The sequence below is a fragment of the Entomohabitans teleogrylli genome (assembly GCF_001484765.1).
Taxonomy (GTDB): Bacteria; Pseudomonadota; Gammaproteobacteria; order Enterobacterales; family Enterobacteriaceae; genus Entomohabitans; species Entomohabitans teleogrylli.
Genome location: NZ_LLXO01000024.1, coordinates 1 through 22,617, shown reverse-complemented (window position 1 = coordinate 22,617; position 22,617 = coordinate 1). Strand labels below are relative to the sequence as shown.

The 22,617-nt window shown below is 55.6% G+C and carries 18 protein-coding genes and 1 riboswitch; of the genes, 11 read left to right on the top strand and 7 right to left on the bottom strand.

All coding sequences use genetic code 11. The features are described 5' to 3' along the window. The first annotated feature begins 40 nt into the window (after nucleotides 1–40). The 3 genes from AQ981_RS20680 to AQ981_RS20670 are packed head-to-tail and all read left to right on the top strand — an operon-like array spanning nucleotide 41 to nucleotide 3,547. The gene (locus AQ981_RS20680; RefSeq protein ID WP_058913654.1) at nucleotides 41–2,338 is read left to right on the top strand and encodes a formate C-acetyltransferase; all 2,298 of its coding nucleotides are present in this window, start codon (nucleotides 41–43) and stop codon (nucleotides 2,336–2,338) included. Beyond that, nucleotides 2,304–3,179 carry a [formate-C-acetyltransferase]-activating enzyme gene (locus tag AQ981_RS20675; RefSeq protein WP_058913653.1) on the top strand — a complete coding sequence of 292 codons (876 nt, stop codon included), beginning with the start codon at nucleotides 2,304–2,306 and terminating at the stop codon, nucleotides 3,177–3,179. The genes AQ981_RS20680 and AQ981_RS20675 overlap by 35 nt, the downstream gene beginning before the upstream one ends. A 23-nt stretch (nucleotides 3,180–3,202) precedes the next feature. Continuing rightward, complete coding sequence (locus tag AQ981_RS20670; protein ID WP_121500703.1) at nucleotides 3,203–3,547, top strand: PTS fructose-like transporter subunit IIB; 345 nt, start codon at nucleotides 3,203–3,205, stop codon at nucleotides 3,545–3,547. Here the strand turns inward: AQ981_RS20670 and AQ981_RS20665 are convergent. The 5 genes from AQ981_RS20665 to argE all read right to left on the bottom strand — a co-directional run bounded on the left by AQ981_RS20665 (nucleotide 3,540) and on the right by argE (nucleotide 11,112). After that, nucleotides 3,540–4,394 (bottom strand): helix-turn-helix transcriptional regulator, encoded by an 855-nt coding sequence (locus AQ981_RS20665; RefSeq protein ID WP_058913651.1) that lies wholly within the window; start codon nucleotides 4,392–4,394, stop codon nucleotides 3,540–3,542. The two genes, AQ981_RS20670 and AQ981_RS20665, sit on opposite strands and share 8 nt — an antisense overlap. 194 nt (nucleotides 4,395–4,588) lie before the next feature. Beyond that, nucleotides 4,589–6,010 (bottom strand): porin family protein, encoded by a 1,422-nt coding sequence (locus tag AQ981_RS20660; protein ID WP_058913650.1) that lies wholly within the window; start codon nucleotides 6,008–6,010, stop codon nucleotides 4,589–4,591. Nucleotides 6,011–6,070: 60 nt separating this feature from the next. After that, nucleotides 6,071–6,796 carry a Slam-dependent surface lipoprotein gene (locus AQ981_RS20655; protein WP_058913649.1) on the bottom strand — a complete coding sequence of 242 codons (726 nt, stop codon included), beginning with the start codon at nucleotides 6,794–6,796 and terminating at the stop codon, nucleotides 6,071–6,073. Between the two features lie 275 nt (nucleotides 6,797–7,071). Then, on the bottom strand, nucleotides 7,072–9,723 hold the full coding sequence (gene ppc / locus AQ981_RS20650; RefSeq protein ID WP_058913648.1) for a phosphoenolpyruvate carboxylase: 2,652 nt from the start codon (nucleotides 9,721–9,723) through the stop codon (nucleotides 7,072–7,074). Between the two features lie 237 nt (nucleotides 9,724–9,960). Next, entirely contained in the window at nucleotides 9,961–11,112 is a 1,152-nt protein-coding gene (gene argE, locus AQ981_RS20645; RefSeq protein ID WP_058913647.1) for an acetylornithine deacetylase, read from the bottom strand. A gap of 181 nt (nucleotides 11,113–11,293) precedes the next feature. Between argE and argC the strand changes: the two genes are divergently transcribed. From argC to oxyR, 4 genes are all read left to right on the top strand, one after another. Further along, the gene (gene argC, locus AQ981_RS27395; protein WP_058913646.1) at nucleotides 11,294–12,298 is read left to right on the top strand and encodes an N-acetyl-gamma-glutamyl-phosphate reductase; all 1,005 of its coding nucleotides are present in this window, start codon (nucleotides 11,294–11,296) and stop codon (nucleotides 12,296–12,298) included. A gap of 12 nt (nucleotides 12,299–12,310) precedes the next feature. Next, complete coding sequence (gene argB / locus AQ981_RS27390) at nucleotides 12,311–13,105, top strand: acetylglutamate kinase (RefSeq protein ID WP_121500702.1); 795 nt, start codon at nucleotides 12,311–12,313, stop codon at nucleotides 13,103–13,105. A gap of 107 nt (nucleotides 13,106–13,212) precedes the next feature. Further along, entirely contained in the window at nucleotides 13,213–14,586 is a 1,374-nt protein-coding gene (argH, locus tag AQ981_RS20630; protein ID WP_058913644.1) for an argininosuccinate lyase, read from the top strand. Nucleotides 14,587–14,835: 249 nt separating this feature from the next. Beyond that, nucleotides 14,836–15,753 (top strand): DNA-binding transcriptional regulator OxyR, encoded by a 918-nt coding sequence (gene oxyR / locus AQ981_RS20625; protein WP_058913643.1) that lies wholly within the window; start codon nucleotides 14,836–14,838, stop codon nucleotides 15,751–15,753. Here the strand turns inward: oxyR and sthA are convergent. Next, entirely contained in the window at nucleotides 15,736–17,136 is a 1,401-nt protein-coding gene (gene sthA, locus AQ981_RS20620) for a Si-specific NAD(P)(+) transhydrogenase (protein WP_058913642.1), read from the bottom strand. The genes oxyR and sthA overlap by 18 nt on opposite strands. A 198-nt stretch (nucleotides 17,137–17,334) precedes the next feature. Here sthA and fabR point away from each other — a divergent pair, with 198 nt between their 5' ends. Continuing rightward, entirely contained in the window at nucleotides 17,335–17,976 is a 642-nt protein-coding gene (fabR, locus tag AQ981_RS20615; protein WP_058913641.1) for an HTH-type transcriptional repressor FabR, read from the top strand. A 13-nt stretch (nucleotides 17,977–17,989) separates the two neighbouring features. Then, the gene (locus AQ981_RS20610; protein ID WP_058913721.1) at nucleotides 17,990–18,358 is read left to right on the top strand and encodes a YijD family membrane protein; all 369 of its coding nucleotides are present in this window, start codon (nucleotides 17,990–17,992) and stop codon (nucleotides 18,356–18,358) included. 34 nt (nucleotides 18,359–18,392) lie between these two features. Here AQ981_RS20610 and trmA read toward each other — a convergent pair whose 3' ends face one another. Next, on the bottom strand, nucleotides 18,393–19,493 hold the full coding sequence (gene trmA, locus AQ981_RS20605; RefSeq protein WP_058913640.1) for a tRNA (uridine(54)-C5)-methyltransferase TrmA: 1,101 nt from the start codon (nucleotides 19,491–19,493) through the stop codon (nucleotides 18,393–18,395). A 116-nt stretch (nucleotides 19,494–19,609) separates the two neighbouring features. After that, nucleotides 19,610–19,794: riboswitch (cobalamin riboswitch) on the top strand. A 68-nt stretch (nucleotides 19,795–19,862) separates the two neighbouring features. Here trmA and btuB point away from each other — a divergent pair. Further along, on the top strand, nucleotides 19,863–21,713 hold the full coding sequence (gene btuB / locus AQ981_RS20600; protein WP_058913720.1) for a TonB-dependent vitamin B12 receptor BtuB: 1,851 nt from the start codon (nucleotides 19,863–19,865) through the stop codon (nucleotides 21,711–21,713). Then, nucleotides 21,658–22,539, top strand: a complete 882-nt coding sequence (gene murI, locus AQ981_RS20595) for a glutamate racemase (RefSeq protein WP_058913639.1) — start codon at nucleotides 21,658–21,660, stop codon at nucleotides 22,537–22,539. The genes btuB and murI overlap by 56 nt, the downstream gene beginning before the upstream one ends. Nucleotides 22,540–22,617 lie beyond the last annotated feature (78 nt).

Genomic DNA, 22,617 nt, shown 5'->3' with positions numbered 1-22,617 from the left:
CGCCGCAGAGCGCCCGTTATTTCACAATAAGGAGCCTGCTATGTCGAATCGTATCCAACGTCTGAAGAATGCGCTGTTTGCCCGGCCCCGGGAAATTTCCCTGGAACGCGCGCTGCTGTACACGGAAAGTCATCAACTAACCGAAGGGGAACCGGTGATTCTGCGCCGGGCGAAGGCCACAGCGTATATTCTGGATAAGGTTGAGATAACGATTCGCGACGATGAGCTGATCGCCGGTAACCGAACCGTGAAACCGCGAGCCGGGATCATGTCGCCGGAAATGGATCCCTACTGGCTGCTTAAAGAGCTGGATCAGTTCCCGACCCGGCCTCAGGATCGCTTTGAGATCAGTGAAGAAGACAAACAGATCTACCGCCAGACGCTGTATCCGTACTGGGAAAAGCGCTCAATGAAGGATTTTATCAACGGTCAGATGACCGACGATGTTAAAGCGGCGGTCAGTACCCAGATTTTCAGCGTTAATCAGACCGATAAAGGGCAGGGGCATATCATCATCGATTATCCCCGCTTGTTGAACAATGGCCTGGCGGCGCTGATTGAGGAAATGAAAAACCACATTCGCACCGCTCCCGACAACCATTTCTACCAGGCGATACTGATCGTACTGGAGGCCTCCCAACGTCATATTCTGCGCTATGCGGCGCTGGCCGACGCCCAGGCCGCGGCCTGTGAAGATCCTGTGCGCCGCGGGGAGTTGCAGACCATGGCGGAGATTGCGCGCCATAACGCTGAGCAGCGCCCGGAAGATTTCTGGCAGGCGTGCCAGCTGTTCTGGTATATGAATGTGATCCTGCAATATGAGTCTAACGCCAGCTCCCTGTCGCTGGGGCGTTTTGACCAGTACATGTTGCCGTTTTACCAGGTGTCGCTGAGCCGCGGGCAACGTCCGGCGTTTCTGCGCGAGTTGCTCGAATCCCTGTGGGTGAAATGCAACGATATCGTGCTGCTGCGCTCCACCAGCAGCGCGCGCTACTTTGCCGGTTTCCCGACCGGTTATACGGCGCTGCTCGGCGGACTGATGGAGAATGGCCGCAGCGCGGTGAACGTGCTCTCCTTCCTGTGTCTGGACGCTTACCAGAGCGTACAACTGCCGCAGCCGAACCTTGGTGTGCGGATTAACGAGCTGATCGACCGTCCGTTCCTGCTGAAAACCGCGGAAACTATTCGTCTGGGCACCGGTATTCCGCAAATCTTTAACGATGAAGTGGTGGTGCCGGCGTTCCTCAACCGCGGCGTGTCTCTGGAAGACGCCCGGGACTATTCGGTCGTGGGCTGCGTGGAGCTGTCTATTCCCGGGAAAACCTACGGCCTGCACGATATCGCGATGTTCAACCTGCTGAAGGTAATGGAAATCGTGATGCTGGAAAACGAAGGTAATGCCGACATTACCTATGTCGGGCTGCTGGAACAGATCCGCGAAAAAATCTGCCACTACATCCGCCTGATGGTGGAAGGCAGCAATATCTGCGATATCGGACACCGCGACTGGGCTCCGGTGCCGCTGCTGTCTTCGTTTATTAGCGATTGTCTGCACCACGGTAAAGATATTACCGAAGGCGGCGCGCGCTATAACTTCTCCGGCGTTCAGGGGATCGGCATCGCCAACCTGAGCGACTCACTGTATGCCCTGAAGGGGATGGTGTTCGATCAGCAGCGCCTGAGTTTTGATGAGCTGCTGGCGGTGCTGAAGGCCAACTTCGCTACGCCGGAAGGGGAGAAAATTCGCGCCCGGCTGATCAACCGTTTTGAAAAGTACGGTAACGATATCGACGATGTGGACAATATCAGCGCCGAACTGCTGCGCTTTTACTGCAAAGAGGTGGAAAAATACCGTAATCCGCGCGGCGGTCAGTTTACGCCGGGATCGTATACCGTATCGGCCCACGTACCGCTAGGGGCGGTGGTCGGTGCCACGCCGGACGGCCGCTTCGCCGGGGAACAGCTGGCAGACGGCGGTCTGTCGCCGATGCTGGGCCAGGATGGTCAGGGGCCGACCGCTGTGCTCAAATCGGTCAGTAAGCTGGATAACTACCTGCTGTCTAACGGTACGCTACTGAACGTAAAATTTACCCCATCGACCCTTGAAGGGCCCGGCGGGCTGAATAAGCTGGCGGATTTCCTGCACGCTTTTAGCAAACTGAAGCTGCAACACATCCAGTTTAACGTGGTCAATGCGGAAACCCTGCGTGAGGCTCAACAACGTCCGCAGGATTACGCCGGGCTGGTGGTGCGCGTAGCGGGTTACAGCGCCTTCTTTGTTGAGCTTTCGAAGGAGATTCAGGATGACATCATCCGCCGCACCGCGCATCAGCTGTGAGGTGATTGACGAGCGCGCCGATATGGCGCGCATTTTCAATATTCAGCGCTATTCCCTGAACGACGGGCAGGGAATTCGTACCGTGGTGTTTTTTAAAGGCTGCCCCCACCGCTGCCCGTGGTGCGCTAATCCGGAATCGATCTCCGGCGCGATTGAAACGGTCAGGCGCAAAACAAAGTGCCTTCACTGTGCGCCCTGTCTGAAAAATGCTGATGAGTGCCCATCCGGGGCGATGGAACGTATCGGGCGCGATATCACCCTCGAAGCGCTGGAAAAAGAGGTGCTCAAGGATGAGGTGTTTTTCCGCTCTTCCGGCGGCGGCGTTACGCTTTCCGGCGGCGAGGTATTGATGCAGGCGCCGTTCGCCACGCGTTTCCTCGGGCGCCTGAAACAGTGGGGGATTGATACCGCTATTGAAACCGCGGGCGATGCGCCGGCCTCGCGACTGTTGCCGCTGGCCCGCCAGTGCGATGAAGTGTTGTTTGATCTGAAGATCATGGATGAGCAACAGGCCAGGACGGTGCTAAACCTGAATTTACCGCGGGTACTGGCTAACCTGCGGCTGCTGGTTGATGAGGGGATTCGCGTAATCCCTCGTTTGCCGCTGATTCCCGGTTATACCCTGTCGCAGGAAAATCTGCGTCGTGCGCTGGATGTGCTGGCGCCACTGGCGCTGAAGGAGCTTCATCTGCTACCGTTTCATCAGTACGGAGAGCCCAAATATGAACTATTGGGCTGCGAGTGGGCGATGAAGGGCGTCAGCGCGCCGGAGGAAGCTGATATTTCTCCGCTGCGATTGATGGCTGAATCGGCCGGATACCGGGTAACGATCGGCGGCTAGCGCGCCGGATGAAGGAGCCAATCATGACACGTTTTCTGGTGGCGGTGACCGCCTGTGTAAGCGGTGTGGCGCATACTTATATGGCAGCGGAGCGTCTGGAAAAGTTGTGTCAGCAAGAGGGCTGGGAAGTAAAGATTGAAACCCAGGGCGCGCTGGGGACTGAAAACGCCATTAGCGCCGAAGACGTGGCCCGGGCGGATGCGGTGTTACTGATTACCGATATTGAACTGGATAACCCGGAGCGTTTCCTGGCATCCCGCTGCGTCCAGACGGGCATTTACGCTTTTCTGCGCGATCCGCAAAAGGCCATCAGCGCTGTGCGTAAGGTGATGTCGACCCCGCAGCATACCCATATTGTCCTCAGCTAAGTTCTTTTTCGGTGAGCTGGCTGTGGTACTGGCGACGGTATTCGGATGGCGAACGTTCGGTATTTTTACGAAACAGCCGGCAGAAGTAGTTACTGTCGACAAACCCGCAGGCGTGCGCTACCTCTTTCACTTTCATGTCATAGCCTTTGAGTAACGCCTTAGCCTGCTCCAGGCGGGTGTGATTCAGATATTCATTAAAGCCCATCGCTCCGGCCTTCTGAAACAGATGGGACAGGTAGTTAGGGGAGATGTAAAACGCCTGGGCTACGGACTCCCGGGTGAGGGGCTGCATATAATTTTCGTCAATATATGCTCGTACGGCTTCAAATAAGGCCTGGCTGCGCGAAGCGGTCTGAATCTGGCTGCCCAGCAGGTCGGCGCAGTGGCTCAGCAGGCTGGCGACGATAAAGCGCGCGGTTTGTTGCTCCTGTGGCTGCATGCTTAATTCGCTTAATGCCTGGAGCAGGAAAGAGCCGGTGCGCGGGCCGCGCCGGGCGACATGCTGCTTACTCAGGTTATGGAAACGCTCGCCGTCCCAGTGCAGCAGGCTAAAACCTAACTGCTGTTTACCGAACAGGATACTCAGCGTGGTGGCCGGGGTATCCCAGTGGGGATGGTTCCAGCCGCGGGCGGGCACAAAGAGGGTATCTCCGCGGCGCAGGCGTACAGGCGCATCGGGCTTCAAGTGATCTTCCAGCTCACCCTCCAGCAAGATTTCCAGACGCGGGAAATCGACCTGATAGGCCAGTTCCGGCGCCGGACCGGAGGAGGGGGTAAAGAAAATCCTTTTCAGCGCCGTTGAGCCCTCGATAAGCCCGGAAATGACAGAATGGATGTCATTTTTCATAGTGACTCCTTACCAGGAAAACGCACGCCCGGAGATATGATCATTGCGCAGTCCCTGGATGAAACTGCGCATTTCCCATCACCGCGGAGTGTATCGCGCTACTCCGGGTGTGACGAGTATACACACTTCACCCTGCGCCGGGAAAAATGTGGCGATGGCTGACTCGTCCGGAGAGGGTGAGACAGAGCGAGGCTTCAGAATTGGCGATCGAAGGTTAAATAAACGCTGTTTTCACTGTACTGATAATAATCGATATTACTGGTGACGCGCTTATAGATGTAATTGAGTTTTGGCATTACCCCCATAACATGCAGATCACGATGCCACAGCGACAGGATATAGACCGCTTCATCATCCGCCCTTTTCTTGCGAAAAATATCATTTTCCCCCTGATACTGCTTTTTTGAGATACCGACCATTGTGGCCAGTGATATTTTCCAGGGCAACTGAGACTCAAAACCTGTTCTCATCCCATAGCGCCAGTAAGTTTCACCCGCCGAGCGGGTATCCTGCTGGCCGATATCGACGCCGGTAAATGCGGAAAAGCGCGCACTGAATGCGTGGGACAAGGTGCTGGAAAACAGGGTCGAGTGGCCGCGCAGATAATCGTAGCTGGCGTTGTCATAATCCAGTTTCTGGTATTCGAGGGTGTTGCTGGTTTGCCAGTCAGGCGTCGGTAAATATTTATATTCAGCGCGTACGCCAGCTCCTGAAGTGTAGGCGCTGGAGCCGTACCAGCGTTTTTCATAAAACGGTAACAATGTTATTTGCTGTTGGTTATTCTGCCACAGCCAGCCCGAATAAATTCGCGAAGTAATGTCATTATAATCGTGGTTATCCCACCAGATTTTGCCCTCAGCGGCGGCTTTGAAGCGCAGGCTGTGTCTGCCATACAACTGAACATCTCTTAATAACGTTGCGGAGACGAAAACGCCTTCGCCTTTTTGTGGATAAGATGCTTTGTCGCGAATCAGGGTACGATTCCCGATACGGATATATTTACCGTCCGAGGCATTATTAATATTGTTATCTTTCAGGTAACTGATGGCGAAATTACCGTTACAGCCAGTACGCTGATTAATAAGGGCCAGATAGTGGTCGATATTCTCTAATACCCCGGCGGGGGGATTTTCGCTGCGCGTCTTGCTGAAATGCCAGGCGGCGCTCTGATACTGACGATCGTCAAATAAGGCTCTCGCCAGTTCCAGTCGGACGCGGGTGAAGTGTGGCGTCGTGGCAAGGATCCTGCGGTAATTGGCAATGGCCTGAGAGAGATTGTTTTCACTGCGCGCCAGCCCCCCGCGGGCAAAAAGCACCAGCGTGCTATCCGCGCCAGACGTGCGTTCGTAGATGGGCAACACTTCTTTGACGACCTGCCACTGCCCATCGTTAACCGCCTGGTCAAGAATGGCTGCCGAGAGCGCCGGATCGTGTCTGAGCATTGCCTGGGTGATCCGCGGCGGTGAAGATGGCGTTGTGGCGCGGCGATCGGATGGTGTCAGCGATTCCAGCTCCGGAGAGGCCGGTATCAGCGATGATTCCGGGGGCTGGGCCAGGATTCCGGAGGCATACAGCGCCAGGGATAAGGACAGCGGAAGACTACGTATCAGGGGCATGTATCAGGCTACGATTCAGAGAGGGAGAGGGGCGACCTCCGGGAGGCCGCCCTGGTAGGGTTAGTTCGCTGCTGCGCCGAAAGAGGCGCTTTTGGCGTTATCTGCGAACTCCGCCATGCCACCGAGTTCCTGGGCCTGCGGGCCGTAGAAATGACCGGTAAAGGTGCCCGTCTGACCGTCAGTTTCCGCACTGCCGCTGAAACCACCGCCATTCAGTGAGCCCTGCATCGCGATAGCGCTGCCGAAATTTTCTGCGGCATCAATATTGCCGTTGATCGTTCTGGCCGCGAAATCAACATTGAAAGAAGCGACGCTGGATGCGCCATTACGCATACCGGTACCGGTATACGTGGCCGTTCCCTGAGTCGGGACGCTGCTGGCCGCCGTTGCTTCACCGGTATAGAACACCCCATGCTGGTTGGTATCGCTGTTGGACCAGGTACCGTAGTTGGTGTAGCTCATTCGTCCACAGCACCAGCTGGTTTTAGTGGCGCCTGAGGCCATGGTGGTGGTTCCGCCAGCGGAGATACCGCCGCCGCGCAAGGTGTATTCCTTACCGTCCGGAGAAATATAGGTATATCCTGAAACAGAGCCCAGCGTCGCTTTACTGGCCGGCGCTTCGACAGGTGTTTCCGGCGACGGCGGATTGCTCTCTTCCTGGTTATTTTCCTGGCTGTTTTCGGAAGGCGCTGGGGATTGCGGCGTATCATCGTCTCCGCCGCCTCCACCGGAGGAACAGGCCGCCAGACACAGAACAGACAGCAATAATAGCAGCTTTTTATTCATTGCAACTTTTCCTTGTTTTTATTTATTTCAAAACGGAATTCTCGAAGGAGTAAAAAGAATTATCTATTGTGCTTATTCTTATTTTCCGGCTGGCGGCATATTAATGAGATTTTTTATGGAGGAGAAATAAATGGAGGGAATTTATTTTGGAAATAATCGGAAAAAATCTGATGAATATTTTTGTCTTATTTGAGGATCCGAAAACAGTTTGATGGTGACAGCATGTATTGTGGAGGAAGAGTGCTTCCCGCTATCAGCGGGAAGCACTGATAAAATTAACCAGTATTACGCATACCCGCCGCCACGCCGGCGATAGTCACCATCAGCGCCTGTTCAACCTGCGGATCCGGTTCTTTACCGGCATCCTCCAGTTGGCGGGAGCGGTGCAGCAGTTCGGCCTGCAGAACGTTGAGCGGATCGGTGTAGATGTTGCGCAGCATGATGGATTCGGCGATCCACGGCAGATCGGCCATCAGGTGGGCATCATTGGAGATATCCAGCACCAGTTTAATGTCCGCTTCCAGCTGTTTGCGCAGCTCCAGACCCAGGCCCCACAGCGCTTTATCGACCAGGCGCTGATCGTAGTATTCCGCCAGCCACAGGTCGGTTTTGGCGAATACCATCTCCAGCATCCCCAGGCGTGTGGAAAAGAACGGCCAGTCGCGACACATGGTCTCCAGCTTGTCCTGTTTGCCGTCATCCACCACTTTTTGCAGTGCGGCGCCGGCGCCAAGCCAGGCAGGCAGCATCAGGCGGTTCTGGGTCCAGGCGAAGATCCACGGAATGGCGCGCAGTGACTCGACGCCGCCATTCGGGCGTCGTTTCGCCGGACGCGAACCCAGCGGCAGTTTGCCCAATTCCAGCTCCGGTGTCGCAGAGCGGAAGTAGGGGACGAAATCTTTATTTTCCCGCACATAACCGCGGTACATCTCGCAGGACAGCGCGGAGAGCTCATCCATGATATGGCGCCATTCGGCTTTCGGCTCAGGCGGCGGCAGCAGGTTGGCTTCCAGAATCGCCCCGGTATACAGCGACAGGCTGCTGACGGTGACTTCCGGCAGGCCATATTTAAAGCGGATCATCTCCCCCTGCTCCGTTACGCGCAGGCCGCCTTTCAGGCTACCCGGCGGCTGGGAGAGCAGCGCCGCGTGTGCCGGCGCGCCGCCGCGACCGATGGAACCGCCGCGGCCGTGGAACAATGTCAGCGCAATGCCGGCCTTTTCGCAGGTTTTGATCAGCGCATCCTGTGCCTGATACTGCGCCCAGGAGGCGGCCATAACGCCGGCGTCTTTGGCGGAGTCGGAATAGCCGATCATCACCATCTGCTTACCCTGGATAAAGCCGCGGTACCAGTCGATGCTCAGCAACTGGGTCATCACGTCGTTGGCGTTGTTCAGGTCATCCAGCGTTTCGAACAGCGGAGCTACCGGCAGAGCAAAGCCGACACCGGCCTCTTTCAGCAACAAATGCACCGCCAGCACGTCGGACGGTGTTTTAGCCATTGAAATCACATAGGCGGCGATGGACCCCTGCGGCGCTTCAGCGATGGCCTGGCAGGTATCCAGCACTTCGCGGGTCTCTTCGCTCGGCTCCCAGTGGCGCGGCAGCAGCGGGCGTTTTGAGTTCAGTTCGCGGATCAGGAACGCCTGTTTGTCCGCTTCTGACCAACTTTCGTAATCGCCGATACCCAGATAGCGGGTCATTTCGCCCAGCGCTTCGGTATGGCGGGTACTTTCCTGGCGAATATCAATGCGCACCAGCGGTACGCCGAAACATTTTACCCGCCGCAGGGTATCAAGCAGTTCGCCATTGGCGATAATGCCCATACCGCAGGCCACCAGCGACTGGTAACAGGCGTGAAGCGGCTCCCACAACTGGGCGTTATGCGTCAGTAGCCCTTCCGGCTTCGGCAGTTTCTGGCCCTTCAGGCGCGCTTCCAGCCAGGCCTGGGTGGTCATCAACTGAGTGCGTATCTGTTTGAGCAGGTAGCGATAGGGTTCCGACTCCCCTTCTTCGCCCACCCGGTTACGGAATTCTTCGGTACATTCCACCATGGAAAGTTCGGATACCAGCAATTGAATATCTTTCAGGAACAGGTCCGTGGCTTTCCAGCGGCTCAGTAGCAGCACATGGCGTGTGACGTCCGCCGTTACATTCGGGTTGCCGTCGCGATCGCCGCCCATCCACGAGGTAAAACGCACCGGGACAAAGTCGACCGGCAGCTTATAGCCGAGCTGCTCTTCCAGTTGTTCGTTGAGCTCACGCAGGTAGCTGGGTACCCCTTCCCACAGGCTATTCTCCACCACGGCGAAGCCCCATTTGGCTTCATCCACCGGGGAGGGGCGGTGCTTACGGATCTCGTCCGTATGCCAGGATTGGGCGATTAACTGACGCAGACGGCGCATGATCTGGTGGCGCTCATAGTCAGCGATGTCTTTGTGGTCTAACTGCTTCAGGCAGTTATTGACCTCGACCATTTTGTGGATCAGGGTGCGGCGGGTAATTTCCGTGGGGTGGGCCGTCAGCACCAACTCCAGCGACAGTGATTCCAGCGCGCGCTGGATGTCGGCCTCCGTGATATTCGGCTGGTCTTTTAATCTTCTCAGCGTACGGGCGATGACTTCCGGGTTGCTGGCGGCTTCGCCGTGGGAGGAAATGGTATGGTACTGTTCAGCGGTGTTGGCCAGATTCAGAAACTGGCTGAACGCACGGGCTACAGGTAGCAGCTCATCGTTGGACAGATTTTGTAATGTGGTGAGCAACTCCTGACGATTCGCTTCATTGCCAGCACGTGAGGATTTCGACAACTTACGGATAGTTTCTACGCGGTCAAGGATGTTTTCTCCCAGCGTATCCCTGATGGTATCCCCGAGCAACTTGCCGAGCATACTGACATTACTTCGCAAAGCGGAATATTGTTCGTTCATATGACCCCAGACACCCAATCTCATTTTTTACTTAATTTCGCCCATGCGGGCTCAACACCGTCTTTTATAAAGCCACGTTAGATCCCATTCGTCAAATGTTGCGAAATCGCTTCAGCAAACGAGTAAACGGCGGGAATTTACTAAATTTAATTGCCAGCCTGCCTGATAAGAATTTCTTATAGAAATGCACACTGCGAGGGAGAAGGGGAGAGGTTGCCTCTCCCTGAAAACGTGTTGTTAATGCCAACAGAAATGGCGAACCACCTGGGTGATCAGCTCGCGAGTGGGTTTAATAAACCGGGTCTCGAGATATTCATCCGGCTGGTGGGCCTGATTGATGGAGCCCGGTCCCAGTACCAGCGTCGGGCACAGCGTCTGGATAAAAGGCGCTTCGGTACAGTAGTTCACCACCTCGGTTCGGGTGCCGAGCAGTTTTTCCACCACTGCCACCAGGTGGTGATCGATGGGGCACTCATAGCCCGGAATAGCCGGATTAAGCTCGGATACGGTCAGTCTCCCTGGCCAGCGCTCGCTGACCGGCGCCAGCGCATCGCTGAGCAAACCGTTAAGATCGTCTAATGTCATCCCCGGCAGCGGCCGAATATCCATGTGCAGTTCGCAGCAGGCGCAAATACGGTTGACCGCGTCGCCGCCGTGGATATGCCCGAGGTTAAGAGTGGGATACGGCACGGTGAAAGCATCATGATGGTAGCGGGTCTTGAGATCGTCGCGTAGCGCCAGGATATGGCCGATGGCTTCATGGATCACTTCAATGGCATTAACGCCGCGCTCAGGATCGCTGGAATGGCCGGACTGCCCCATTACGCGAATCGCGTTCGACATATGTCCTTTGTGGGCCCGCACCGGCTGCAGGGAAGTGGGTTCGCCAATGATGGCGCAGTCCGGGCGAATATGTGCGGTTTGTGCGAAATAGCGCGCACCCGCCATACTGGTCTCCTCATCCGCCGTGGCGAGGATATACAGCGGCTTTTTCAGAGTACTGACGTCAACATCGCGCAGGGCATCAAGGATAAAGGCGAAAAAGCCCTTCATGTCGGCGGTGCCCAGACCATACAGCTTGTTGTCATGCTCCGTCAGGGTAAAAGGATCCCGGGTCCAGCGCCCGTCGTCGAAAGGTACGGTATCGGTATGACCCGCCAGCAGCAGACCGCCATCGCCCTGGCCGGTGCTGGCCAGCATATTAAATTTGTTGTTGGTGCCTGGTACCGGCTGTACTTCGACGTTAAAACCGAGGTCGCGGAACCAGCCAGCCAGTAAATTGATTAACGACGCATTACTCTGGTCCAGCGCGCTGTCGGTGGCGCTGATGGACGGGGTTGCAATTAACGCGCGATAAATCTCGATAAAAGGCGGTAATTTCATCTTCACTGTTGACATGCCTTAGGTTGGATAGTATCAATATTCATGCAATTATTGTGAATAAAAATACAATAACGCTGAGCGAAAGGGAATCGTTGAATTCCGGGATTTATCACCTCGCCGGCTTACATGGGTGAGGCAGCACGCCCGCCCTGGGCAAATTTATGACACTAAGAGGTAGACAGCCCCGATGTTGAACACGCTGATTGTGGGTGCCAGCGGCTATACCGGCGCAGAGCTTGCGGCCTATGTGAATCGCCATCCTCATATGAACATAACCGCTTTAACGGTCTCCGCGCAAAGTGCAGATGCAGGAAAATTGATTTCCGATCTCCATCCACAGTTGAAAGGCATTGTCGATCTGCCGCTACAGCCGATGTCTGATATCAGCGAATTCGCCCGGGGTGTGGATGTGGTGTTTCTGGCGACAGCCCACGAAGTGAGTCACGATCTGGCGCCGCAGTGCCTGGCGGCAGGTTGCGTCGTATTTGATTTGTCCGGCGCGTACCGGGTGAATAATCCGGAGTTTTATCAGCGTTATTATGGGTTTACTCATCAGCACGCCGATCTGCTTGAGCAGGCGGTATATGGCCTGGCGGAGTGGCAAAGCGGCGCGTTGAAAGAGGCGCAACTGGTCGCGGTGCCCGGCTGTTACCCGACGGCGGCGCAGCTTTCTCTGAAGCCGCTAATCGACGGCGGTCTGCTGGATCTGAGCCAGTGGCCGGTGATCAACGCTACCAGCGGCGTAAGCGGCGCCGGGCGTAAGGCGGCGCTGTCCAACAGTTTTTGCGAGGTGAGCCTGCAGCCGTATGGCGTGTTTACGCACCGCCATCAGCCGGAAATCGCCAGCCATCTTGGGGCACAGGTGATTTTTACCCCGCACCTCGGTAATTTCCCGCGCGGTATCCTCGAAACCATTACCTGCCGCCTGAAGCCGGGCGTTACCCGGGAGCAGGTGGCGGATGTTTATCAGCAGGCATACGCCGATAAGCCGCTGGTACGCCTGTATGACAAAGGGGTTCCGGCGCTGAAAAACGTCGTCGGTCTGCCATTCTGCGATATCGGCTTTGCGGTTCAGGATGAACACCTGATCGTGGTCGCCACTGAGGATAACCTGCTGAAAGGCGCTGCCGCCCAGGCTATCCAGTGTATGAATATTCGTTTCGGCTTTGCTGAAACCCAGTCCCTTATTTAACAATCAGGTGAGATGATGAACCCGTTAATTATTAAATTAGGCGGCGTATTGCTCGATAGCGAAGAGGCGCTGGAGCGTCTGTTTGGCGCGCTGGTTGATTATCGCCAGTCTCACCAGCGTCCGCTGGTGATTGTGCATGGCGGCGGCTGCTTAGTGGATGAGTTGATGAAAAAGCTTGCCCTGCCGGTGCAGAAGAAAAACGGCCTGCGCGTTACCCCCGCCGATCAGATTGACATCATTACCGGCGCGCTGGCGGGGACGGCAAATAAAACGTTGCTTGCCTGGGCGAAAAAACACCATATTGATGCGGTTGGTCTGTTCCTCGGCGATGGCGACAGCGTGAAGGTGACGCAACTGGATGAAGAGCTTGGTCACGTCGGGCTGGCGAAACCGGGATCGGCGAAGTTGATAACGATGCTGCTGGAAGGCGGTTTCTTGCCGGTGGTGAGCTCCATCGGGGTGACCGATGAGGGGCAGTTAATGAATGTGAACGCCGATCAGGCGGCGACCGCGCTGGCGGCGACGCTGGGGGCGGACTTGATTTTGCTTTCCGATGTGAGCGGTATTCTCGATGGTAAAGGCCAGCGTATTGCGGAAATGACGGCGGCGAAGGCGGAACAATTGATCGCCCAGGGCATTATCACCGACGGCATGGTGGTCAAAGTGAATGCGGCGCTGGATGCCGCCCGCACCCTGGGACGTCCGGTGGATATCGCTTCGTGGCGCCATGCGGAACAGTTACCTTCGCTGTTTAACGGTGTGGCTATCGGCACCCGGATTCTGGCTCAGGAGCCGGAGCGTTCCTGAAAGGACTGATAATACTGACTTGTGTTATCCCCCCACTTCGTATGCAATGACACGGCGCGAAGCGGGGGGCTTTTTTATCACTACATTGATTTTTATGGAGCATGACTATGGCACTTTGGGGTGGGCGTTTTACTCAGGCGGCGGATCAGCGTTTTAAACAGTTCAACGATTCATTACGCTTCGACTATCGGCTGGCTGAGCAGGACATTGTCGGTTCTGTCGCCTGGTCCAAAGCGTTGGTTACCGTTGGGGTGCTCAGTGCGCAAGAGCAGCAGCAACTGGAGCAGGCGCTGAATATACTGCTCGAAGAAGTACGGACTAACCCGCAGGCGATTCTTGAAAGCGATGCGGAAGATATCCATAGCTGGGTGGAAGGCAAACTGATTGACAAAGTCGGCCAGTTGGGGAAAAAACTGCACACCGGGCGCAGCCGCAATGACCAGGTCGCTACCGATCTGAAATTGTGGTGTAAAGCGCAGATTAGCGAGTTGCTGAGTGCGACCCGTCAGCTACAGCAGGCGCTGGTGGAGACCGCAGAGAATAATCAGGATGCGGTGATGCCCGGCTATACTCATCTACAGCGCGCCCAGCCGGTGACTTTCGCCCACTGGTGCCTGGCCTATGTTGAGATGCTGGCCCGGGATGAAAGCCGTCTGCAGGATACGCTACAGCGTCTGGATGTCAGTCCGCTGGGCAGCGGGGCGCTGGCGGGTACCGCCTATGAAATTGACCGCGAGCAACTCGCCGGTTGGCTGGGATTCGCTTGTGCCACCCGCAACAGTCTGGACAGCGTTTCGGATCGCGACCATGTGCTGGAATTGCTGTCGGACGCGTCTATCGGCATGGTGCACTTGTCGCGCTTTGCGGAAGATCTAATCTTCTTCAACTCCGGAGAGGCGGGCTTTGTGGAGCTGTCTGACCGGGTTACATCCGGTTCTTCGCTGATGCCGCAGAAGAAAAATCCCGATGCGCTGGAGCTGATTCGCGGTAAATGCGGCCGTGTTCAGGGGGCATTAACCGGCATGATGATGACCCTGAAAGGTCTGCCGCTGGCCTACAACAAGGATATGCAGGAAGATAAAGAAGGGTTGTTCGATGCGCTGGATACCTGGCTGGACTGCCTGCATATGGCGGCCCTGGTGCTGGATGGTATTCAGGTGAAGCGTCCGCGCTGCCAGGAAGCGGCTCAACAGGGGTATGCGAATGCCACTGAGCTGGCGGATTATCTGGTGGCGAAAGGCGTACCTTTCCGCGAAGCGCACCACATCGTTGGGGAAGCCGTCGTTGAGGCGATTCGTCAGGGTAAAGCGCTGGAAGCGCTGGCGCTGAGTAGTCTGCAAAAATTCAGTAACGCGATCGGTGAGGATGTTTACCCGGTACTGTCACTGGAATCCTGCCTTGAAAAACGTGCGGCAAAAGGCGGCGTGGCGCCGGATCAGGTTGCCCGGGCGATTGCCGATGCAAAGCAGCGTCTGGTATAACGTCATAAAGCGCCGCCAGAGCGTTTACCGTAGATAAAAAAAGAGCGGACATAATGTCCGCTAAAAGTTCACGTTGGCTTTAGTAATTCAGTCAGGTTTAGAGAGATTCTCTTAGCGAAGGTTTCCAGGGGTTATTGGGAAATCCCTCCGCCGTTGAGTGCTATTATGCATATCCGGACTTGATAGGGATAATCGTTGGTTGCTATTCTATCTATCGCCATGAACTATCATGGCGCCGGAGGATGAATAATGAATATTCGTGATCTTGAATACCTGGTGGCGCTTGCTGAACATCGTCACTTCCGTCGTGCTGCGGATGCCTGTCATGTCAGTCAGCCAACACTCAGCGGCCAGATTCGCAAACTGGAAGATGAACTGGGCGTGATGCTGCTGGAAAGAACCAGTCGTAAAGTGCTTTTCACTCAGGCGGGTCTGCTGCTGGTAGATCAGGCGCGCACGGTGCTGCGTGAAGTAAAAGTACTCAAAGAGATGGCAAGCCAGCAGGGCGAAGCCATGTCGGGGCCGCTGCATATCGGCCTGATCCCAACCGTGGGACCCTATCTGTTACCCCATATTATTCCCATGCTGCACCAGACATTCCCGAAGCTGGAAATGTATCTCCATGAAGCGCAGACCCATCAACTGCTGGCCCAGCTCGACAGCGGTAAGCTGGACTGCGCCATTCTGGCGCTGGTCAAAGAGAGCGAAGCTTTTATTGAGGTGCCGCTGTTTGATGAACCGATGATGCTGGCAATCTATGAAGATCACCCGTGGGCCGATCGGGACCGGGTCCCGATGTCCGATCTGGCGGGGGAAAAGCTGCTGATGCTGGAAGATGGTCACTGTCTGCGCGATCAGGCGATGGGGTTCTGTTTCGAAGCCGGCGCTGATGAAGACACCCACTTCCGGGCCACCAGTCTGGAAACCCTGCGCAACATGGTCGCCGCCGGCAGCGGCATCACGCTGTTGCCCGCGCTGGCGGTGCCTCAGGAGCGTAAGCGTGATGGCGTTGTCTATCTGCCGTGCTATAAGCCGGAGCCGCGGCGTACCGTTGGCCTGGTGTATCGTCCCGGTTCACCGCTGCGCAGCCGCTACGAGCAACTGGCTGAGGCCATCCGTAGTGAAATGGACGGCCACTTTGATGCCCCGTTAAAAAAGGCGATTTAACCCGTTAAGCGCCGCTACCCGATAGGCTTCCGCCATCGTCGGGTAGTTGAAGGTGGTGTTGACGAAGTACTCAATAGTGTTGCCACCACCTTTCTGTTCCATGATTGCCTGGCCGATGTGAATAATCTCCGCGGCCCGCTCGCCAAAGCAGTGGATCCCCAGAATCTCTTTCGTATCCCGGTGAAAGAGTATCTTCAGCGTCCCCACATTCATCCCGACGATTTGCGCCCTGGCCAGGTGTTTAAACTGCGCGCGGCCGACCTCATAAGGCACTTTCATGGCAGTAAGTTGCTGCTCGGTTTTGCCCACTGAACTGATTTCCGGAATGGTATAAATACCGGTCGGAATATCTTCGATCAGGTGGGCGCTGGCTTCACCTTTGATCATCGCCTGGGCGGCAATACGTCCCTGATCGTAGGCGGCGGACGCCAGGCTCGGGTAACCGATCACATCCCCCACGGCGTAAACGTGCGGCAAGGCAGTCTGGTACATGCTGTTGACCTTGAGCTGCCCGCGTCCGTCGGCCTCCAGGCCGATGTTCTCCAGCGCCAGCGAGTCGGTGTTGCCGGTACGGCCATTAGCGTACAGCAGGCAGTCGGCTTTCACCTTCTTACCGGATTTCAGATGGACGATAACGCCATTCTCAACCCCTTCAATCTTTTCATACTCTTCGTTGTGGCGAATGACCACGCCGCTGTTCCAGAAGTGGTAGGAAAGGGAGTCTGACATCTCCTGATCGAGGAACGCCAGTAGCCTGTCGCGGGTGTTGATCAGATCAACCTTGACGTCCATACCGCGGAAAATAGAGGCGTATTCGCAGCCGATGACCCCTGCGCCATAAATGATGACGTGGCGGGGCTCATGATGCAGGCTGAGAATGGAGTCACTGTCATAAATGCGCGGATGAGTAAAATCGACATCCGTCGGGTGATAAGGGCGTGAACCGCAGGCGATAACGAATTTCTCCGCCGTGACGGTTTCTACCGTACCATCATGGCATTCCAGCGCCAGCGTATGTTCGTCCAGGAAATGGGCGTCGCCCTGCAGAATTTCGCAGTGGTTACGCTCATAGAAACCCTGGCGCATGTTGGTCTGCTGGTTAATGACATTTTCGGCGTGGTTAAGAATGTCGGCGAAAGAGGAGCGGAGAAGTCGGGTGTGGTCGCTATAGAGCGGGTTCTGATTGAACTCGATAATACGGCTGACGGCGTGGCGGAGCGCTTTGGAAGGGATGGTACCCCAGTGGGTACATCCGCCGCCGACATTATGGTAGCGCTCAATCACGGCTACCCGGGCTCCCTGTTTTACCAGCCCCATGGCGGCACCTTCGCCTCCGGGACCAGAACCAATCACTATAGCGTCATAATCGTAGGAATGTGGCATGGTAAGGCTGACCTGTTCTTATACATAAAAGCAACAGGATAGTAACATTCTTTGCTGAAATAACCCAATTCTCTCTGTGCGTTTTGCAGTACGATGCGAGGTTTCTTCTGTAAACAATCATTCACAATCCAGTCTGAACCGGATAACTTTATTTTCTGATATAGTGCCGGTTACTGTTGGAAGGATTCAGGCAAAATGATGGGTGTTAGAGCGCAACAAAAAGAGAGAACCCGGCGTTCATTAGTGGAGGCCGCGTTCAGCCAGTTGAGTGCTGAACGGAGTTTTGCCAGCCTGAGTTTACGCGAAGTGGCCCGGGAAGCGGGTATCGCTCCAACCTCTTTTTATCGCCACTTCCGTGACGTCGACGAGTTGGGGCTGACCATGGTGGACGAAAGCGGACTGATGCTGCGCCAGTTGATGCGCCAGGCCCGCCAGCGTATTGCCCGCGGAGGCAGTGTGATTCGCACCTCGGTGTCCACGTTCATGGAGTTCATCGGCAATAATCCCAATGCGTTTCGGCTGTTGTTGCGGGAGCGCTCCGGGACTTCTGCGGCGTTCCGCGCCGCGGTGGCCCGTGAAATTCAGCACTTTATCGCCGAACTGGCCGACTATCTGGAACTGGAAAATAGTATGCCGCGCAGCTTCACTGAAGCGCAGGCCGAGGCCATGGTCACAATTGTTTTCAGCGCCGGCGCGGAAGCACTGGATGTTGATGCGGAACAACGCCGCCTGTTAGAAGAGCGGTTAGTTTTACAGCTCCGGATGATCTCCAAAGGAGCTTATTACTGGTATCGCCGTGAGCAGGAAAAAATGGCGATGTCACATATACCCGAGAAGTGAAGGATAACTAATGATGAAACAAACGATTCAGGAGCGAGGTACCCTGCTACTGGCATTTGTTGCCGGGTTGTCGGTGAATGCCTCTTTTTCTGCGCTATTCAGTTCCATGGTCTCTTTTTCTGTCTTCCCTATTATCGCGCTGGTGCTGGCGGTGTATTGCCTGCATCAGCGTTACCAGAACCGTACCATGCCGCTGGGGTTACCGGCGATTGCCGCTGCCTGCTTTGTGCTGGGCGTCGTGCTGTACAGCGCCGTGGTGCGGGCCGAATATCCGGAAATCGGCTCGAATTTCCTGCCGTCCGTGCTGTCGGTCATTCTGGTGCTCTGGATTGGCGTTAAGCTCCGCGCCCGAAAGGCAGCCGGGGTCGAAGCGGCGGAATAAACTGTCAGGGCGCTATCGGCGCCCTGATGCGTTGTTAGCGGCGGGTCAGCAGTACGCCGCACTCCATATGGTGGGTATAGGGGAACTGGTCGAACAACGCCAGGCGCTCCACCCGATGTGTCTGCGCCAGGGTTTGCAGATTTTCGCACAGGGTCTGCGGATTGCAGGAAATGTACAGAATGCGCGGGTACGTCTGAACCATCCGCAGCGTATCGTCATCCAGTCCACTGCGCGGCGGATCGACAAAAATCGTTTCGCACTGGTAGCCTTTCAGATCAATCCCCCTGAGACGGTGAAATTCCCGTACGCCGTTCATCGCCTGGGTAAACTCTTCGGCCGACATGCGAATGATTTGCACGTTATCAATATGGTTAGCGGCGATATTATACTGGGCCGCCGCCACGGACGGTTTGGCGATTTCGGTAGCCAGTACCCGGTTAAAATTGCCGGCCAGCGCCAGGGAGAAGTTGCCGTTTCCGCAGTACAGTTCCAGCAGATCGCCGGTTGACTCTTGGGTGACATCCTGCGCCCACTCGAGCATCCGGATGTTCATTGCCGCATTGGGCTGGGTAAAGCTGTTCTCCACCTGGCGATAGATCATCTCTTTTCCCGCGACCGGCAGGCGCTCGTCGATATAGTCCCGATCGAGTTCTATTTTGGTTTTGGTTGCCCGGCCAATCAGGTGAATATTGAAGCCCCGATCGCGCAGCGCATCCCGCAGGGTCGCCGCCTGTTCGCGCCACTCATCGTCCAGTTTGCGGTGGTAGAGCAGCGATACCACTGCCTGATTACTCATGGTGGTCAGGTAGTCAATTTGAAAGAGCTTTTGGCGCAGCGCGCGGTTGCCGCGAACGCCGTTGAGAATAGCCGGCATCAGGGCATTGATCAGATCGCTGGCGGCCGGGAAGCTGTCTACCCGGATACGGCTTTTGGTCTGCTGATCGAAAATAATATGGTACAGATCGTCGCCGTCATGCCAGATTCGAAATTCAGCGCGCATTCGGTAGTGGCTGACCGGGGAACGAAACACCTCCGGTACTGGCGCGCTAAAAGGCGTCATCATACTTTGCAGACGCACCACTTTTTCAGCCAGCTGCGCTTCGTATTGTTCAGTCGGGAGATGTTCGGGAGTCATGACTCGTTCCTGGATGGTGGCACATTACGCGGGGATTGTAGGGAATAGCGCCATGATGTCCAGCTTCAACGTGTGAATAACGTCACATAGCAGTCTGGACTTCTATTGGTAACCAAAGGTAGCATGGCGTTTCCGGCCTCCTGTGAGTGAAAAGGGAATCCAGTGTGAATCTGGAGCTGACGCGCAGCGGTAAGGGAAGGTGGATGGTCGCATTATGCAGACACTGCTTATTCAGAGCGGGAAGTCACTGTCCGTTTCAAAACCCCCGAGCCCGAAGACCTGCCGGAGACACGTCGCATCTGGTCCATCTATCGCGTGCTATCGGGTGGCCCTGCGGCATCCTTTGATTAAGCGGATGCTTACATAATGATCAACAAGAAACTCCCGCTGTTTACGGTGTTGTCCGTAACGGCGTTTTCCGGCTGGGCCCAGGATGGCCAGGAAACCCTGGTAGTAACGGCAAATCGCGTTCAGCAACCGATAAATACGGTTCTGGCATCGACTTCCGTCGTGACCCGTGAAGATATTGCGCGTTGGCAGGTGAAAAGTGTGGCGGAAGTGCTGACACGATTACCCGGCGTCGATATTGCGCAAAGCGGCGGCCTTGGGGCTACGACATCAATGTTTATCCGTGGAACAGAGTCCCGACACGTTCTGGTGCTGATCGACGGTATTCCCCTCAATAATGCTGGTATCAGCAATGCGCCGGACCTGAGCCAGATCCCCACGTCACTGGTCCAACGCATCGAATATATCCGCGGTCCGCGATCCGCTCTGTATGGCTCCGACGCTATTGGCGGCGTGGTGAACATCATTACCGGTCGCAGTCAGCCCGGAGCGGAAATTACCGCGGGTTTCGGGAGCAATGGTTACCAAAATTATGAAGGCTCGGTTCAGCAACAGTTCAGTGGCACCAAAGTCACGCTTGCGGGTAATTACACCTATACCAGAGGCTTCGATATCGCAGCTCAGGATGTACCCCGTCAGCCCGACCGCGATGGCTTTATGAGCAAATCGCTGTATGGCGCTGTGGAACAGCAGATCACTGATAACCTGAGCGGCTTTTTCCGTGGGTTTGGCTATGATAACCGTACTGGCTATGACGGCTACGATAGTTACCAGGGCTTTAATGTGATTGGTCGGCCGGATACCCGCCAGGTTTACAGCCAGAACTGGGATACGGGATTACGCTTCAGCCAGGGGTTTTATCAGTCGCATCTGGTTGCGGGCTATGGCCGTAGTAAGGATATCAATTACGACCCGCGTAAAGGACGTTATGCTGATTCCGCCACGATGGATGATGTTAAACAGTACACCACTCAGTGGCTGAATACCTTCACTGTCGGGCATGGAAATATTGGCGCTGGGTTAGACTGGCAAAAGCAGACCACGCAGCCAGGTACCGGTTACCTGACGGAAGGCTATGAGCAGCGCAATACCGGCGTATTCCTTTCTGCGATGCAGCAGTTTAATCGCGTCACCCTCGAAGCCGCCGCGCGCAGCGATGATAATTCGAACTTTGGCCGCCATAACACCTGGCAGACCAGCGCCGGGTGGGAATTTATTGATGGTTATCGTCTGGTGGGATCTTATGGCACCGCCTATAAAGCGCCAACCATGAGCCAGATCCATAGCGCGACTTATGGTAATCCCTCCCTAAAACCGGAGGAGAGTAAACAGTGGGAAGGGGGCGTGGAAGGGTTAAGCGGGCCGGTTAACTGGCATGTTTCCGCTTACCGTAATGACATTAGCCAGCTTATTGACAGCGATCCGCGCACTTTCCGCTATTACAATGTCAGCAAGGCGCGTATCGAAGGGATTGAGGCGACGGCACAGTTTGATACTGGCATTTTGAGCCACCAGATCTCGTATGATTATGTCAATCCTCGCAATGCGAAAACCAATCAGATACTCAACCGCCGCTCTAAGCAGCAGGTGAAATATCAACTGGACTGGCAGGTATGGGATCTTGACTGGAATCTGGCCTACCGGTATCTGGGGACACGCTATGATACCGCCTACGATCCGAATACCTTTGCCTCCTGGCGCGTAAAATTGGGCGGAGTCAGTTTGTGGGATGTTGCCGTGTCATATCCGGTCACCTCTCACCTGACGGTTCGTGGTAAAATAGCTAACCTGTTCGATAAAGACTACGAGACCGTTTATGGCTACCAAACTGCAGGACGGGAATACACCTTGTCTGGCAGCTACACCTTCTGAGGCTCGCCCCACTGTCCTGGTATTTGATTCCGGGGTTGGTGGGTTGTCCGTTTATGATGAGGTCCGGCATTTGCTGCCGGATCTGCACTATATCTATGCGTTTGATAATGTGGCGTTTCCGTACGGCGAAAAAAGCGAAGCGTTTATTGTCGAACGCGTTGTAGCTATCGTCACCGCGGTACAGGCGCGCTATCCGCTGGCGCTGGCGGTGATCGCCTGTAATACGGCCAGCACCGTTTCACTTCCCGCCCTGCGTGAGAAATTTGAATTCCCTGTCGTTGGCGTGGTGCCGGCGATTAAACCTGCCGCCCGGCTGACGGCGAACGGCATTGTCGGGTTACTGGCGACAAAAGGTACGGTTCGTCGCCCTTATACCCGCGAATTAATTGATCGCTTCGCAACCGAATGCCGTATTGAGATGCTGGGCTCTTCGGAACTGGTGGAACTGGCGGAAGCCAAGCTGCATGGCGAAGCGGTGAGCCTGGATGAGCTACGGCGAATTTTGCGCCCGTGGCTGCGTATGCCGGAGCCACCAGATACGGTGGTATTAGGCTGTACTCATTTCCCGCTGCTTCAGGAAGAGCTCCTGAGTGTACTGCCGGAAGGTACCCGGCTGGTGGATTCCGGTGCGGCAATTGCGCGTCGTACCGCCTGGCTGCTGGAGCACGAAGCGCCGGATGCTAAATCCAGCGAAGATAACCTCGCTTTTTGTATAGCGTTTACCCCTCAGACGGCTCAGCTATCGCCCGTTTTGCAGCGTTATGGGTTTAAAACGCTCGAAAAACTGACGCTGGATGGCGCTGCTGAGCAAAAAAGCGTCGGTTGATTTGAAAATTGCAAATCAGGGCTTGTCAGCTTCGGATAAGGCCCTATAATGCGCCTCCACTGACCCGGTCACAACGCG

Bases quoted from the DNA above. Each gene is read 5' to 3' on its own strand.
- AQ981_RS20680 (WP_058913654.1), top strand. From the start codon at position 41: ATGTCGAATCGTATCCAACGTCTGAAGAATGCGCTGTTTGCCCGGCCC.
- AQ981_RS20675 (WP_058913653.1), top strand. From the start codon at position 2,304: ATGACATCATCCGCCGCACCGCGCATCAGCTGTGAGGTGATTGACGAG.
- AQ981_RS20670 (WP_121500703.1), top strand. From the start codon at position 3,203: ATGACACGTTTTCTGGTGGCGGTGACCGCCTGTGTAAGCGGTGTGGCG.
- AQ981_RS20665 (WP_058913651.1), bottom strand. From the start codon at position 4,394: ATGAAAAATGACATCCATTCTGTCATTTCCGGGCTTATCGAGGGCTCA.
- AQ981_RS20660 (WP_058913650.1), bottom strand. From the start codon at position 6,010: ATGCCCCTGATACGTAGTCTTCCGCTGTCCTTATCCCTGGCGCTGTAT.
- AQ981_RS20655 (WP_058913649.1), bottom strand. From the start codon at position 6,796: ATGAATAAAAAGCTGCTATTATTGCTGTCTGTTCTGTGTCTGGCGGCC.
- ppc (WP_058913648.1), bottom strand. From the start codon at position 9,723: ATGAACGAACAATATTCCGCTTTGCGAAGTAATGTCAGTATGCTCGGC.
- argC (WP_058913646.1), top strand. From the start codon at position 11,294: ATGTTGAACACGCTGATTGTGGGTGCCAGCGGCTATACCGGCGCAGAG.
- argB (WP_121500702.1), top strand. From the start codon at position 12,311: ATGATGAACCCGTTAATTATTAAATTAGGCGGCGTATTGCTCGATAGC.
- argH (WP_058913644.1), top strand. From the start codon at position 13,213: ATGGCACTTTGGGGTGGGCGTTTTACTCAGGCGGCGGATCAGCGTTTT.
- oxyR (WP_058913643.1), top strand. From the start codon at position 14,836: ATGAATATTCGTGATCTTGAATACCTGGTGGCGCTTGCTGAACATCGT.
- sthA (WP_058913642.1), bottom strand. From the start codon at position 17,136: ATGCCACATTCCTACGATTATGACGCTATAGTGATTGGTTCTGGTCCC.
- fabR (WP_058913641.1), top strand. From the start codon at position 17,335: ATGGGTGTTAGAGCGCAACAAAAAGAGAGAACCCGGCGTTCATTAGTG.
- AQ981_RS20610 (WP_058913721.1), top strand. From the start codon at position 17,990: ATGAAACAAACGATTCAGGAGCGAGGTACCCTGCTACTGGCATTTGTT.
- trmA (WP_058913640.1), bottom strand. From the start codon at position 19,493: ATGACTCCCGAACATCTCCCGACTGAACAATACGAAGCGCAGCTGGCT.
- murI (WP_058913639.1), top strand. From the start codon at position 21,658: ATGGCTACCAAACTGCAGGACGGGAATACACCTTGTCTGGCAGCTACA.